Genomic DNA, 14,685 nt, shown 5'->3' on the forward strand with positions numbered 1-14,685 from the left:
GCTAAGCCCACCAGCGCCAATGGTACTGCACCCTAATCAGTGTGGGAGAGTAGGACACCGCCGAACACTAATTTCCGGGATGCCCCGCAACACCTAGTGTTGCGGGGCATTCCCCATTCAACCCTTATTACTCGACGCCCGGTCGCACACAGCTCGACCACACATGTGTATGTGTGCCGGCTCCGACGTTGTGTGCCCTGCAGGACACACAACGCCGAAGTCGACACACAAACTCCCACCGACTTACTGCGCTGGTACCGATTCCTCGGGCGTCGTGTGTGGCAGTGTCTCACCGCGGAAGAACGCAGGATGGCGTGCGCGAAGATAGATCATCACCACAGCACCGACGGCGAGCAGTCCGAATCCGATGTAGAAGACCAGGCCGATACCGAAAATGGACGCGCCACTGCCATTGTCGGGATTCATGCTCTCGCCGACCGAGATGACGAACACGACGATGAGTGCGAGTCCACCGAGAAACGGGAATAGCAAGCGGTAGACGAAGTTCCGTGCGGACGAGAGCAGCGTGCGCCGGAAGTACCACACGCAGGCGAATGCGGTGATGCTGTAGTACCAGCAGATCATGATGCCCAGGGCGGCGATCGTGTCGATCAATGTGCGTTCGGACAACACCGTCACCACCGTGTAGAACACTGCCGTCACGATCCCGGCCACCAGTGCGGCGAATGCCGGCGACAGGAATCGCGGATGGATCTCGGCGACCTTCTTCGGGAATGCGCCGTACGTGCCCATCGCGAGCATGGTGCGGGCGACGGGGAGAAACGTCGTTTGCAAGCTCGCGATCGATGACACCAGGATCGCGGCGAAGAGCAACAATCCGCCCCATCGACCGAGGATCGGTGTGGCCAGGGCACCGAAGACGTTCTCGGCGTTGGCCTCCGAACCCAGACCGACCCCGTCGGTGCCGACGCCGGCGTACATCATCACCGCGACCGCGACCAGCAGATAGGTGAGCAGGATCGACAGGACACAGAGGATTCCGGCGCGCCCCGGGGTGCGTTGCGGGTCCTTGCACTCCTCACCGAGGGTGAGACAGGTGTCCCACCCCCAGAACGCAAAGATCGAGCCGGTGAGTCCGACGGCGAATGCCGAGATCGTCAAACCGGTGAACGGGTTGAACCAATCGATGTCGAAGGACAAGCCGGCGGGGGCGTCGCCGGCGCCGACCTTGACGAAAGCGATGATCGCGAAGGCGAACAGCACGATGATCTGAAAGCCCACGAGCACGTACTGGATACGTTCGCTGGTGGTGATCCCGTGCATCGACACCCAGGTGGCGATTGCCAGGAGAACAAGCGTGGTGAGGATGTTGACGAGCTTGTTCGTTCCGAGATCGGCGATCGAGGGGCGGTCGGCGATCTGGGCGATGATCAGGTAGAAGAATTGCACGCCGATCGCCGCCAGATTGGAGAGCACGATGATAGTCGCCACCACCATGCCCCATCCACACATCCAGCCGACGTAGGGCCCGAAGGCCTTGGTCGACCAGGTGAACGAGGCGCCACAGTCCGGGGTGTCGGAGTTGAGCTCACGGTAGGCGTAGGCGGTCAGGAACATCGGGATGAACCCGGCGATGAAGATCGCCGGCATCTTCAGACCGACCGCTGCGACGATCAAACCGATGCTGGCGGTGAGGGTGTAGCCGGGAGCCACCGTCGAGATCCCGAGGATCGCCCCGGAGAGCACACCCACCTTGCCGGTGGCGAGTCCCTTCTCGTTGGCGAGGTGGGAGTCGGGAATCGTCGGGGTGGCAGCGGGGCGAGACACGGCGGGATCGTTGGGTTTCATCAGGCGTCCTTCGGAACGACGATCATCGGAACCGACAACGCGCGCAACATCTTTGCTGCAGTCGAGCCGAGGAACAGGTGGCGGGGCTGGGCGAGTCGGCTCGAACCGACGAAGATCAGGTCGCCGTCCTCCCAGTGCAGCGAGGTGATGGCGTCCTCGGTGGTGCGGGCGGGTACGACGGCCGAGGTGATCGGATGGTCGTCACCGAGCTCGGCGCGTGCCTGGGCGAGGACGTCGGCGAGGTGGGCAGCTGCGGCAGCGCGCGCGGCATCGTCGTCGGCGTCGCGGCGCCAGGGGGTCACGTGGTCGTCATCGGTGACCAGGGAGACCAGCCGCAACGGCAATCCGGTACGGGCGCACGCGTCGACGGCGGCACGCACCAATGGTGCGGTACCCGGCCGTCGGCCGATGGCACAGGTGATCCGACGCGGTGCGCACGCCATGTCCCGGCTACCGCGTGGCGTCAGCACCACCGGTGTCGTCGACGCGTGCAAGACGTCGTTGACGACCGACCCGAGTGAGTGGCGTCCGACCAGTCCGCCTCCGGAGCCGCCCACCACGATCGCCGCGCAGTCGGTCGCCTGTGCTTCGGCCACCAGTCCTTCGGCGGCATTGTCGTGGAAGGCGACCCGGGTGGTGGCGGTGACGTCGTCGGGAACCCGGTCGGTGGCTTCAGTGAGCCATCGTGTTGCCTGTTCGTCGAGGATCTCCGCGAAGTCGGCGTTGCCGGTGGCTGCGATCTGTGCCGTCGCAGACGGCGGCGGCAAGACCATGCAGACGTCGAGGTCGGCGTGCAGGGATCGTGCGAGGACGACGCCGAGTGCCAGTGCGTCCTGTCCGCCCGGCGTGGACAGGTAGGCGACCAGCAGTGTGCGGCCGGTGGTCATGATGTGGGCTCCCATCGGTCAGGGTTCGTTACGTCGGATCCGCCCGTTTCGGATCACGAACCCCACTGTGCGCCGCATCACGTCCGGAACGCACCAGCCACCGTGTCGAATCGACGCCCCTGCCGCTGGACATTATGGTGAAGCCACTCGGGAGGGTGTCCGCTCAGTCGGGATCCTTGGGTACCACGACCATGGGAATGGCCAACGCACGCAGCATCTTCGACGCCGTCGCCCCGAAGAACAGTTGCTGTGGGCGAGCGAGGCGGCTGGAGCCGACGAAAATGATGTCCTCGGCGGTCCACTCCAGCGATGCGACGGCATCCTCGATGGTGTCGCCCGTGATCACCTCGGAGGTGATCTCCTGACCGTCGGGCAGTTGTGCGCCGATGGTCGCCACATGCTCGGCGAGCTGTTCGGTGGCGTGGGCCACTGCTTGTTTCTCGTCATCTTCTGTCTTGTCACCGTCGCGATGGGCCGTGGCATCGTCGCTGGTGACCAACGAGACCAGACGCAAAGGGAGACCGGACCGCGAACACGCGTCGACCGCGGCGCGCAGCAGTGGTGTCGCCCCGGGCCGGCGGCCGATGGCACAGGTGATCCGACGCGGCGGGCGGGCGGTTTCCTGTGCCCCGAGCGGCGTGATCACCACCGGCTTCGTCGAGATGTGCAGCAGGTCGTTGACCACCGATCCGAGTGCGTGACGTCCTCGGATGCCCCCTCCCGAACCGCCGACGATGATGGCCGCGCTTCCGGTCGACTCGGCCTCGGCCACCAGGCCCTCGGCGGCGTTCTCGTGAAAGGCGATGTGCCCCTCGGCGACCACCTCGTCGGGAATGCGGCCGACCGCCTCCGACAACCAGTCGGCGGCTTGGGCGTCCAACATCTCCGTGGTCTTCCGGACCGGGTCGGCGCCGCCGTCGCCGCCCTGCGGTGGTGGGGGCAGGACCATGCAGACGTCGAGTGCTGCATGGAACGGACCGGCGAGAGCGATCCCGAGGGCCAGCGCGTCCTCGCCGCCCGGCGTCGGGAGATAGGCGGCGAGCAGTTTGCGGGAGGGCATGGCGGCTCCGATCGGCGGTGTTCGGGGTGTGCGCTTCGATGCTCTCACTCTCGCGCGCCCGGCACACGCGTCTGGCACACGCGTGTGGGTTCCGAATCCGGACACGACGCGAGCCGGGCCGCCGCGGGGATTCCCGAAGCGACCCGGCTCGGCGTCGGCGGCAACTCAGCTCAGATGATGGACCTCTTGCAAGCCGTACACCGGGGTGGGAATTCCCTCATACCGCGCCTTGAGCTGCAGCGCCAGATACAGCGAATAGTGCCGCGACTGATGCAGATTGCCGCCGTGGAACCACAGACCGGGCTGCTGCGTCGGCTTCCACATGTTGCGCTGTTCGCCTTCCCACGGCCCGGGATCCTTGGTGGTCTCGGACCCCAGTCCCCACACCTTGCCGACCTTGTCGGCGATCTCCTGGCCCATCAGGTCCGCGGCCCACCCGTTCATCGAGCCGTAGCCGGTCGCGTAGACCACGACGTCGGCCGGCAACTCGGTGCCGTCGGCGAGAACGACACTGTTCTCGGTGAGATGGTCGACGTCGCCGTGCTCGAGTTTGATGGTGCCGTCGGCAACGAGTTCGCAGGCGCCGACGTCGATGTAGTAGCCCGAGCCGCGCCGCAGGTACTTCATGAACAGGCCCGAGTCGTCGTCACCGAAGTCCAGGTCGAAGCCTGCCGCCTCGAGGCGAGCGTAGAAATCCTTGTCGCGTTCGCGGATCTGGTCGTACAGCGGGATCTGGAACTCGTGCATGATCCGGTAGGGCAACGAGGCGAAGGTCAGGTCGGCCTTCTTGGTGGTCATCCCGCCCGCCACCGCCTGCTCGCTGTACAGGGCGCCGAGACCGATCTCCATCAGCGAGTCGGATTTCACGATGTGCGTCGAGGACCGCTGCACCATGGTCGTATCGATGCCGTTGTCCACCAAAGCTTTACAGATGTCGTGCGCGGAGTTGTTGGAGCCGATCACCACCACCTTCTTGCCGACGTAGCCGTCGGGCCCGGGGTGTTGACTGGAATGGTGCTGCTCACCGGTGAACACGTCCTGGCCGGGGAAGGTGGGCACGTTGGCCTTGCCCGACATACCGGTCGCCAGGACCAGCTGATCGGGGTGCAGGGTCAGATGCTCGCCGTCGCGATCGATCTCGACGGTCCAGCGGCCCTCGTCCTCGTCGTAGGTCGCCGATTCGCACGTCGTCTTCGACCAGTAGGGCACCTCCATGACCCGCGTGTAGAACTCGAGCCAGTCGCCGATCTTGTCCTTGGGTGCGAAGACCGGCCAGTTCTCCGGGAAGGGGAGATACGGCAGGTGGTCGTACCAGACCGGATCGTGCAGGCACAGCGACTTGTAGCGGTTGCGCCACTGATCGCCGGGGCGATCATGACGGTCGATGACGATCGACGGAACGCCGAGCTGGCGTAGTCGGGCGCCGAGTGCGATGCCGCCCTGACCGCCACCGACGACGAGGACATACGGCTGACGCGTGCGCCCCAACTCGGCCTCCTCGTCGGCCTTGCGCTCCGCCCAGGATCGGGTGTCGGGGTCGGATCCGTGAACCGCTCCCATGACCCGGGTCGGGCCGCTGTGTTCCTCGTGGCCCTTGAGTTCCTGCAGGGTCGTCAGCAGGGTCCACGCCTGGTCCTCGCCGGAGTCGGCGTCGGGTCGTAGACGCAGATGCCCGACGCCCCGGCCGGTCGCCGTCTCGAACTCGATGAACGCCGAGACCACCCCCTCGTCGTCGGTGGCCGGTTCGCTGGTGGCGAAGCCCGACGGGGCGGTGTCGGAAAGGCGCTCGCCGAGCATGTCGGCAATCTGCTCGCGGCCTTCGACCGTCTTCAGATTCCAGGTGAACGACACCAGGTCGCGCCAGAACGAGTCCGTGGCGAACATCGAGGTCACTGCCGGGATGTCGCGTGCGGCGAGTGCGGTCTCGAATCGATCGAGCCACCGGGTGGCGCGCTGTTGTGGTGTGGGCGGTTGGTCTGCGGCGGTCGCCACATCGGGTTCGAGTGTCTGGGTCATGCCAGCTCCCTTCGGTCATCTCTGATGTGACTCACAGCACACGCGCCGGCAGTGCGTGACGGCAAGGGTTGCATCCCGTTGCGACGTGCGGGGCGGTTGCGACGTGCGGGGCACGGGACTGCAACCCGATGCAACCCCGGTGGTGTCTTTGCGAATTGGCTGTGACCGAGCGCACAATCGTGAGGTGTCGACACTGCCAGCCGGACTCGAGCCCGCCGTCGCCGCCGGCGACGATCCGCGCCAGTTCGCGGCTGTCCTCTCGGCGGTGTACGACGCAGCGATGGCCGGCGACAAGCCGCCGGCCCGTCCCCGGCAGGTCATCAGCGAATCGTGGGGACGTGTCCTCGGCGCCGGGGTCGACCCCGACCACGGTCCGGATGCGGCAACTCTCGACGTGGCCGAGATCGAGGTGCGTCGAAACGAGTCGGGACTGCACGAGGTCCTCGACGACCTGACCTTCGGCCTCGATGCGGTGATCTCCGACGGCCACAACATTCTCGTCGTCGCCGACGCGGCCGGGCATGTGCTCTGGCGCAGCGGTGCCAACCAGGTGCTGCATCGGGCCGACCGGCTCGGTTTCGTCGAGGGTGCGTGCTGGGCGGAATCGTCGGTGGGTACCAACGCAATCGGCACCGCCCTCGAGTCGGGGCGGGCGGTTCAGGTGTTCTCCGCGGAGCACTTCGTGCGCACCCATCACACATGGACCTGTGCGGGTGCGCCCATCCGCAATCCACGCAGCGGCGACGTGCTCGGGGTGGTCGACGTCAGTGGTCCGGCGGCCACGATCCACCCGACCACGCTGGCCCTGGTCGACACCGTTGCCCGGCTCGCCGAATCCCGGCTGCGCGAACACCATCGACGCGTTCTCGACCAGCTCCGGGCGGTCGCCGCGCCCATACTCGCGCGGACCGAGGGTCCGGCCATGGCCGTCGACCGCGACGGCTGGGTGGCCGCAGTGGGATCGGTGGCACCGCGGGCGCGACTGAGCATCCCGACGGGACTCGCACCCGGCCGCACGGCCGTACCCGACCTCGGCCTGTGCGAGATCGAACCACTGCCGGGAGGATGGCTGCTCCGGACGGTTGAGGCCACCGATCCGAGTCGGCCCACCGAGGTGGTGATCGGCGCCGACGGCACCGGCGTGGTGGTGCGCGTCGAGGGATTCGCCGGCAGCTGGACCCAACGCCTCTCGCCTCGGCATGCGCAGATTCTCGGTATGCTCGCCGCCGCGCAACCCGGTGGGCTTCGCGCGGCCGAACTGTCGCAGAACCTCTTCGGCGTCGCCGACCGCACGATTACCGTGAGAGCCGAGATCTCCCGTCTCCGTAAGCATTTCGGCGGTCTGCTGTGTGCCAACCCGTACCGCTTCGCTGACGGTGTGGTGGTGCGTGACACGCGTTTCGCCCCGAACTGATGGGCGGCGCCCGCCGTCGATGTCAGCGGTCCGCCTCGCCGCGGGATCGGCGCGGGATGACTGCCGCACCGGATAGATTGGTGCCGTGCCGATCTCCCATGTCCACGGATACCTGCGCCACATCATGGATGAATGCGCGCCCGATCGTTCCGGAGCGGTTGCCGACTACATCCCCGAACTCGCCGCCGTCGACGCCGATGGCTACGCCCTGTCGATGTGCATGCACGACGGCAACACCTATTCGCTCGGTGACGTCGGCGTCGAGTTCACCATCCAATCGGTGTCCAAGCCGCTCACCTATGCGCTCGCGCTGACCCGCCTCGATGTGGCGGAGGTGGATGCGAAGATCGGCGTCGAGCCGTCGGGTGAGGCGTTCAACGAGATCAGCGTGGACGAGCGGCGCCGTCCGCGTAATCCGATGATCAATGCCGGCGCGATCCTGGCGTCGTCGATGCTGTTGCCGCCGGTCCGGTCGCTGCCGGCCGGTGCCGTGGACAAGGCGTTCGACGAACTCGTCGAGTTCTACTCCGGTTGCGCCGGGCGACATCTGACGATCGATGAGCAGGTCTACGCCTCCGAGGCCGCCACCGGTTCCCGTAATCGCGCCATCGTCTACATGCTCGACAGTTTCGGCGCGGTCGACACCGACCCCGAGGCGGCCCTCGACCTCTACTTCCGTCAATGTTCGCTGCGGGTGACCAGCGACGACCTCGCCGCGATCGCCGCGACGATCGCCGCGGGCGGGGTCAATCCGCGCACCGGTCGGCGGGTGCTGAGCAACGAGGTGGCCCAGCGGCTGTTGAGTGTGATGACCACGTGCGGCATGTACGACGGCGCAGGGGACTGGGTCACCTCGGTGGGTCTGCCGGCCAAGAGTGGGGTCGGTGGCGGCATCCTGGCGGTGCTCCCCGGCCAACTCGGGATCGGTGTGTACTCACCGCGCCTCGATCAGCACGGCAACAGCGTCCGCGGTGTCGATACCTGTCGCCGGTTGTCCCGCGACCTGGGCCTGCACATGTTCAATGTGACGCGCGAGAGCCGGGTGTCCATCCGGTCGGTGTACTCGATCGGTGAGTTCGAGGTCGGCGCGGACTGGGACGAACTGCAGCGCAGTTACCTGCGAACCTGTCGCGACCGGGTACGGGTATATGAACTGCAGGGGGATCTGACCTTCGCCGGCGCCGAGCGTGCCCTGCGTCGCATCGAGTCCGATCTCGACGACCTCGATGTCGCAATCGTCGAGATCTCGCGCGTCGGGGTGATCGATCCGGTCGCCCGGACGATGCTGCTCGGTATCAAACACACCACCGATGTGCGCGGGCAGCGCGCCATGCTCGTCGATCCCGATGGCGTGGTACGGGAGAGCGTGGACAGTCATCGCTCCGACTTCGTGGTGCCGAATCTGAATGCGCCCGAACAACTCCGGGGTCTCGATCCCACCCTGCCGCACGTGCACTCGACGATGGAGGCCGCGGTCCGCGACGCCGAGGAATTCCAGCTGGAGTCCTTTCGGCGCCCGTGACGTGTGCGTGTTTCGGCCGCGGATCACCGGACGGGATTTCCGCCGCCGCACTCGGAGTGGGGTTCTTCGAGACGTAGGGCGAGCAGTTAAGCTGCCGACTGTGCGTCTGGTGATCGCGGAATGCCAAGTGGACTATGTCGGACGGCTCACGGCCCATCTGCCGATGGCGCGTCGGTTGCTGCTCATCAAGTCCGACGGGTCGGTGAGCGTGCACGCCGACGACCGCGCCTACAAGCCGCTGAACTGGATGAGCCCGCCCTGCTGGCTGGCCGAGGAGCCGGTGCCCGAAGAGGTCGCCTGCGCGCACGACGAGGTGGTCGCCTACTGGGTGGTGACCAACAAGGCCGGTGAGGAGTTGCGGATCACCATCACCTCGATCGAACACGATTCGACCCACGAACTCGGCGTCGATCCGGGGCTGGTGAAGGACGGCGTCGAGGCCCATCTGCAGGAGTTGCTCGCCGAACACGTCGAGACCCTGGGCCCCGGCCACACCCTCATCCGCCGGGAGTACATGACGGCGATCGGCCCGGTCGACATCCTTGCGCGCGACGCCGACGGCGCGACCGTCGCAGTGGAGATCAAGCGGCGCGGCGAGATCGATGGTGTCGAGCAGCTCACGCGGTATCTCGAATTGCTGAACCGCGATCCGCTCCTCGCCCCGGTGAGCGGGGTCTTCGCCGCGCAGCAGATCAAGCCGCAGGCGCGCACCCTGGCCCAGGACCGCGGAATCCGTTGTCTCGTACTCGATTACGACGCACTCCGCGGGGCCGAGAGCACGGAGTTCCGACTGTTCTGATCGGTTGTGCTCAGCCGATCAGTTCTGCTCGACCTCGAGTGGGGCGGTATGGATCGGTGCGGTATCGGCGCGCTTGCCTGCGTGGCGGCCGTTGTGGCCGGTGGCCTTCTGGAACGGCTCGGTGTCGATTTGCGCGTCGCGTGACAACAGGGTGTTGAGCAGTTCGGCGTCGCTGTGTTCGGACGCGGTGGTCAGCTCGGCATCGACCTCGGTGTTCAACAACGCCGGGAGTTCGGCGAGACGCTCGGAGATCCGCGAGAACTCGGAGACGATCTCGTCGCGTGCCTTCGTGACGCGGTCGCCGAGTTCGCGCGAGCGCGCCACCCGTTCGGTGGCGATGGCCCGCGCGGTGCTCTCGATGTCGGCGGCGAGGGCGTTCGCCTCAGATCGCTGGGCGGACAGTTCCGCGTCGTGTTGAGTCCGCGCGTCCTGCAACTCCTGTGCCGTGCGGCGCCGGAGTTCCTCGGTCTCGGTGCGCGCCTTGGTGAGGATCCGTTGCGCCTCGGCCTTGGCTGCGGCCATCGTCTTCTCGTGTTCGGACTCCATTGCGGCGGCGCGGTCGGCGCGTTCGGCGGCGGCGCGTTCGGCGTCCGCGGCGGCCTCGGCCTTGGTGGCGTCGGCCTCGTTGCGCGTCTTCGCCGAGTACTCGTCGGCGTCACCGACGATCTTGCTCGCCCGGGCGCGCGCGTCGGCGACGATCCGCTGGGCCTCCTCGGCGGCGTTGCGCTGGGTGTCCTCGGCCTCCTGGCGAGCCACGGACACCGTCTCGGCCGCTTCGGCACTCGCCTCGGCACGCATCTCCGAGGCCTCGTCGGAGGCCAGCTGCAACATCCGTGAGAGGCGTTCACTCATGCCGGTGACCGACGTCGGCGGCACCGACAGCTTGTCGACCTCGCGGCGCAACTCCTCGATCTCGTCGCGGGCATCGGCCAGGTGCGCCGCGAGTTCGCGGGCATGCGCGGTGGCCGCGTCGCGATCCGCGGCCAGCACCCGCATGTCGGCGTCGATGCGCCGGAGGCGGTCGGCGACCTGTTCTCGGTCGTACCCGCGCATCACGATCGCGAACGGTAACTGCTGCTTGGGTGCAGGGGCTGACATGCGGGCCAGTCTAATCGCAGCACCCGGACGTGCCGAGGAGGACGAAGGTCCCTCCCCGGCCACGCAGACGACCCGGTGGTCTCAGTGGGCAGACGCCGCGGGCTCGACCAGTTCGAGGAGCACCCCGCCGGCGTCCTTGGGGTGTACGAAGTTGATCCGGGAGCCGGCGGTGCCGCGACGCGGCTGTGGGTACAGCACGCGGACGCCGTTCGCGGTCAAGCGGTCCATCACCGCCACGACGTCGGTGACCCGTACCGCGAGCTGCTGCAGGCCGGGGCCGTTGCGATCGAGGAATTTCGCGATGGTCGACTCCGGGGTCAGCGGCGCGAGGAGTTGGATGACGGCACCGTCACCTCCTTGCGGGCCGATCATCGCCTCACGCACGCCCTGCTCGTCGTTGGTCTCCTCGTGGAGCTCGACGAATCCCAGATTGTCGGCGTACCACTGCTTGGCGGCGTCGAGATCGGGCACGGCGATGCCGACGTGATCGATCGCGAGGACGAGATCGGAGATCAGTGCGGCCGGGGATTGGGCGGTGGTGGCGGGGTCAGCTGCGGAAGTACTCATGGCCTAACGGTAGCGTTAGAGGCGACAAAATACAGAGCGACCGCTCGGTTGGTGCCGCGGTCAGAGTCGTGGAGGTCCCCATGTCCCCAGATCAGACGACGTCGGTGATCGTCGCCGGCGCACGCACGCCGTTCGGCCGGATGCTCGGCTCTCTCAAGGGTTTCAGTGCCGTCGACCTCGGTGCCATCGCCATCAAGGGTGCGCTCGAGCGCTCGGGGGTGGCCGCCTCGGAGGTTCAGTACGTGATCATGGGTCAGGTCCTGACCGCCGGTGCCGGACAGATGCCGGCACGCCAGACCTCGGTCAAGGCCGGCATCGGGTGGGACGTACCCGCGCTGACGATCAACAAGATGTGCCTGTCGGGAATCGACTCGATTGCACTCGCCGACCAGCTGATCCGCGCCGGGGAGTTCGACGTGGTGGTCGCCGGCGGTCAGGAATCGATGACCCAGGCGCCGCACCTACTGCCGGGCAGCCGTAGCGGCTTCAAGTACGGCAATACCGAACTCGTCGACCACATGGCCTACGACGGCCTGTTCGACGCGTTCACCGACCAGCCGATGGGTGCGCTGACCGAGCAGGGCAACGACCTCGGGGCGAGCGGAGCGACGGGGAATGAATATCGTGGGTTCTCCCGCGCCGAGCAGGACGAGTTCGCTGCGCGCAGCCATCAGCTCGCCGCCACGGCCTGGAAGAACGGTGTCTTCGCCGACGAGGTGGTTCCGGTGTCGATCCCGCAGCGCAAGGGCGATCCGATCGAGTTCGCCGAGGACGAGGGCATCCGTGCCGACACCACCGCCGATTCGCTGGCCGGCCTGCAACCTGCCTTCCGCAAGGACGGCACCATCACCGCGGGCAACTCCTCGCAGATCTCCGACGGGGCGGCCGCGGTCGTCGTGATGAGCAAGGCCAAGGCCACCGAACTCGGCGTCGACTGGCTCGCCGAGATCGGTCCGCACGGCGTCGTCGCCGGTCCGGATTCGTCGCTGCAGCAGCAGCCCGCGAATGCCATCCGCAAGGCCTGTGACCGCGCCGGGATCGCGCCGACCGACCTCGACCTCATCGAGATCAACGAGGCGTTCGCGGCCGTCGGGCTGGCCTCGACGAAGTCCCTGGGCGTCGATGAGTCGATCGTCAACGTCAACGGCGGGGCGATCGCCGTCGGCCACCCGATCGGCACCTCCGGAGCACGCATCACCCTGCACCTGGCGCTGGAACTGCAACGGCGCGGTGGCGGCGTCGGCGCCGCGGCGCTCTGTGGCGCCGGTGGACAGGGCGATGCGCTGATCGTCCGGGTTCCCAAGGCCTGATCTCCAGAGCCTGATCTCCAGAGCCTGATCGCCGGAGGTCTGAGCGCCGGAGTCTGATCTCCCCGGGTCTGACCTCCAGGGCCTGATCGACACCGCAACCATCCCGTGGTGCCCGTGATGTGGGTCACGTCGGATCGCGTACGGCTACTACGGGATGTCGTAGGTTGTCCGCGGCTCCGGCACAATGGAGCGCATGAGGCAATTCTTCGACCTGTCCACGCCCGCCAAACGATTCCGCTTCGTCGCCGTGCTCGAAGCCATCACGTGGGCGGCGCTGCTCGTGGCGATGTTCTTCAAATGGGTGCTCGGCCACGACGAGGCCGTGCAGATCCCCGGCATGACGCATGGGATCGTGTTCATGGTGTTCGTCGTGGTCTCGCTGCTGACCGCGTTCTCCCTGCGCTGGAGCGTGAAGGTCACCGGGCTGGCCCTGTTCTCGAGTATCCCGCCGTTCGGGACCCTGGTCTTCGAGTGGTGGGCCCGGCGCAACGGACACCTCGCCGAGCTGTCGGTGTCGGAGTCGACGAGCAACGCAGCGGCCGCTGCCTGAGATACTCGGCTGCCTGAGATACTCCGCTGATGGGGACTCAACGATGATCGTCGCATTCAGCATCACGCCGTCGGGCGGCGACGCGGTCGAGGACGACGGCGGCATGAGCGCCGCGGTGGCGCAGGCGGTGCGCGTGGTTCGCCACTCCGGACTGCCGCACCAGACGACCGCGATGTTCACCTACATCGAGGGTGAGTGGGACGAGGTGATGGCCGTGGTCAAGCAGGCCACCGAAGCTGTCGCGGCGCTCGCCCCGCGCGTCGGGCTCGTGCTCAAGGCCGACATCCGGCCGGGGCACACCGGCGAACTGGCGGGCAAGGTCGCCCGGGTCGACGCCCATCTGGAGAATTGACCGATTCCGGGCGGTCGACGGCGCCCGAGCATCTGGGTCGATCTCGTGCCGGTGTGACCGCGATCTTCTGCCTCAACGGCTTTCTGGCCGCGCTCTGGGTGGCCCACATCCCGGTCATCACCGAACGCACCGGCACCTCGCACGAGTTGTTGGGCGGGTTGCTGTTGCTCGTGGGCGCGGCGGCCTTCGTCGGGATGCAGGTGTGCGGGCATCTGATCGACCGCGTCGGCTCGCGAACTACCACGATCGCCGCAGCGGTCGTCCTGTGCCCGGCCATGCTGGGTCCGGTCCTGGCCACCGACCCGGTCGGCCTCGCCTGCGCGCTCGCCCTCTTCGGGTTCGCCAACGGTTCTCTCGACGTGTCGATGAACGCGCAGGCCGTCGTCGTCGAACGGATCTATCGACGCCCGATCATGTCGGCGTTTCACGGTTTCTTCTCCGTCGGTGGACTTCTCGGTTCCGGTGCGGTGGCCCTGGGGCTGTGGATGCAATGGCCGGTGGTGGCGACGGTGGCGGTGCTCGCCGGCATCGGGCTGGTCGTGGTTGCCGTCGCGGCACGGGGAATCGTCGCCCGGGGTGGTGCCCCGGTCTCGGTTTCGGCGCAGGGCGCCCCCGGCGGTGACGCCGACACGGAGTCGCCCCAACCAGGTGTCCCGGCCTCGCCGGATGCCCCACGTGTTCGCTGGTGGCGCGAGGTGGACCTGCGACGCCTGTCGGTGATGGCGGCATTGGCGTTCGTGCTGATGCTCGCCGAGGGCACGTCGTACGACTGGAGTGCGTTGCACGTCGTCGAGACCTTCGGCACCCGGGAGGCGGTCGGCGCCATCGCATTCGCGAGTTTCAGCGCGGCGATGATGGTCGCCCGGTTCGTCGTCGATCCCATCGCGGCACGTGTGGGACCGGTGTCGGTGGTGCGTGGGGGTGCGGTCATCGGAGCCGTCGGGATGGTCATCGTGCTCGTCCCGTCGACGCCGACCACCTCCTCGGCGATCGTCGCGATCATCGGATGGACGATCTTCGGCATCGGGTTGGCCGGGCTCATCCCGCAGATCTTCACCGCCGCGGGCAATCTCACCGAGCACTCGAGCGGGCGGGCGATCTCGATGGTGGTGGGCTGTGGCTATCTCGGCATGCTCGCCGGGCCGGCGATCGTCGGCGTGATCAGCGGCCACTCGAGTCTGCGTCTCGGCCTCACACCGGTGTTGGTCGCCCTCGCTTTCGCGGTCGTGGCCGCCGGGGTGGTCGCCGCGCCCGACAGAGGTGAGCGCACCTCACGCGTGTGAGCGCGACGCGCGGTCATG

At 67.2% G+C, this 14,685-nt stretch carries 13 protein-coding genes; 7 read left to right on the plus strand and 6 right to left on the minus strand.

Annotated features, from left to right (window positions below; genetic code table 11):
* Positions 1-243: 243 nt before the first annotated feature.
* From B1964_RS07280 to B1964_RS07295, 4 genes are all read right to left on the minus strand, one after another.
* Positions 244-1,809, minus strand: coding sequence for an APC family permease (locus tag B1964_RS07280; protein ID WP_079929358.1), 1,566 nt, complete (start codon positions 1,807-1,809; stop codon positions 244-246).
* A complete protein-coding gene (locus B1964_RS07285; protein ID WP_035728497.1) occupies positions 1,809-2,696 on the minus strand; it encodes a universal stress protein in 888 nt (295 codons plus the stop codon). Before B1964_RS07285 ends, B1964_RS07280 begins: the two co-directional genes overlap by 1 nt.
* Positions 2,697-2,859: 163 nt before the next feature.
* Complete coding sequence (locus B1964_RS07290) at positions 2,860-3,756, minus strand: universal stress protein (RefSeq protein ID WP_079929359.1); 897 nt, start codon at positions 3,754-3,756, stop codon at positions 2,860-2,862.
* Between the two features lie 165 nt (positions 3,757-3,921).
* Positions 3,922-5,772 carry an NAD(P)/FAD-dependent oxidoreductase gene (locus B1964_RS07295; RefSeq protein ID WP_079929360.1) on the minus strand — a complete coding sequence of 617 codons (1,851 nt, stop codon included), beginning with the start codon at positions 5,770-5,772 and terminating at the stop codon, positions 3,922-3,924.
* Positions 5,773-5,956: 184 nt separating this feature from the next.
* Here B1964_RS07295 and B1964_RS07300 point away from each other — a divergent pair, with 184 nt between their 5' ends.
* From B1964_RS07300 to nucS, 3 genes are all read left to right on the plus strand, one after another.
* Complete coding sequence (locus B1964_RS07300; RefSeq protein ID WP_035728495.1) at positions 5,957-7,186, plus strand: GAF domain-containing protein; 1,230 nt, start codon at positions 5,957-5,959, stop codon at positions 7,184-7,186.
* Between the two features lie 85 nt (positions 7,187-7,271).
* The gene (glsA, locus tag B1964_RS07305; RefSeq protein WP_006371592.1) at positions 7,272-8,708 is read left to right on the plus strand and encodes a glutaminase A; all 1,437 of its coding nucleotides are present in this window, start codon (positions 7,272-7,274) and stop codon (positions 8,706-8,708) included.
* 100 nt (positions 8,709-8,808) lie between these two features.
* Positions 8,809-9,507, plus strand: coding sequence for an endonuclease NucS (nucS, locus tag B1964_RS07310; RefSeq protein WP_014359649.1), 699 nt, complete (start codon positions 8,809-8,811; stop codon positions 9,505-9,507).
* Positions 9,508-9,525: 18 nt separating this feature from the next.
* On the opposite strand, the gene B1964_RS07315 is transcribed toward nucS, so the two are convergent.
* Together B1964_RS07315 and mce are read right to left on the minus strand one after the other, a co-directional pair.
* A complete protein-coding gene (locus B1964_RS07315; RefSeq protein ID WP_079929361.1) occupies positions 9,526-10,605 on the minus strand; it encodes a hypothetical protein in 1,080 nt (359 codons plus the stop codon).
* 81 nt (positions 10,606-10,686) lie between these two features.
* Complete coding sequence (mce, locus tag B1964_RS07320) at positions 10,687-11,172, minus strand: methylmalonyl-CoA epimerase (protein ID WP_020171638.1); 486 nt, start codon at positions 11,170-11,172, stop codon at positions 10,687-10,689.
* 80 nt (positions 11,173-11,252) lie between these two features.
* Here mce and B1964_RS07325 point away from each other — a divergent pair, with 80 nt between their 5' ends.
* The 4 genes from B1964_RS07325 to B1964_RS07340 all read left to right on the plus strand — a co-directional run bounded on the left by B1964_RS07325 (position 11,253) and on the right by B1964_RS07340 (position 14,667).
* A complete protein-coding gene (locus tag B1964_RS07325) occupies positions 11,253-12,482 on the plus strand; it encodes an acetyl-CoA C-acetyltransferase (protein ID WP_079929362.1) in 1,230 nt (409 codons plus the stop codon).
* Between the two features lie 184 nt (positions 12,483-12,666).
* Positions 12,667-13,032 (plus strand): DUF3817 domain-containing protein, encoded by a 366-nt coding sequence (locus tag B1964_RS07330; RefSeq protein ID WP_014359651.1) that lies wholly within the window; start codon positions 12,667-12,669, stop codon positions 13,030-13,032.
* A 43-nt stretch (positions 13,033-13,075) separates the two neighbouring features.
* The gene (locus tag B1964_RS07335) at positions 13,076-13,384 is read left to right on the plus strand and encodes a thiamine-binding protein (protein ID WP_006371586.1); all 309 of its coding nucleotides are present in this window, start codon (positions 13,076-13,078) and stop codon (positions 13,382-13,384) included.
* Positions 13,381-14,667, plus strand: a complete 1,287-nt coding sequence (locus B1964_RS07340) for an MFS transporter (protein WP_079929363.1) — start codon at positions 13,381-13,383, stop codon at positions 14,665-14,667. The genes B1964_RS07335 and B1964_RS07340 overlap by 4 nt, the downstream gene beginning before the upstream one ends.
* Positions 14,668-14,685 lie beyond the last annotated feature (18 nt).

Origin of the sequence: Gordonia sp. i37 (assembly GCF_002043085.1) — a bacterium.
Classification (GTDB): Bacteria; Actinomycetota; Actinomycetes; order Mycobacteriales; family Mycobacteriaceae; genus Gordonia; species Gordonia polyisoprenivorans.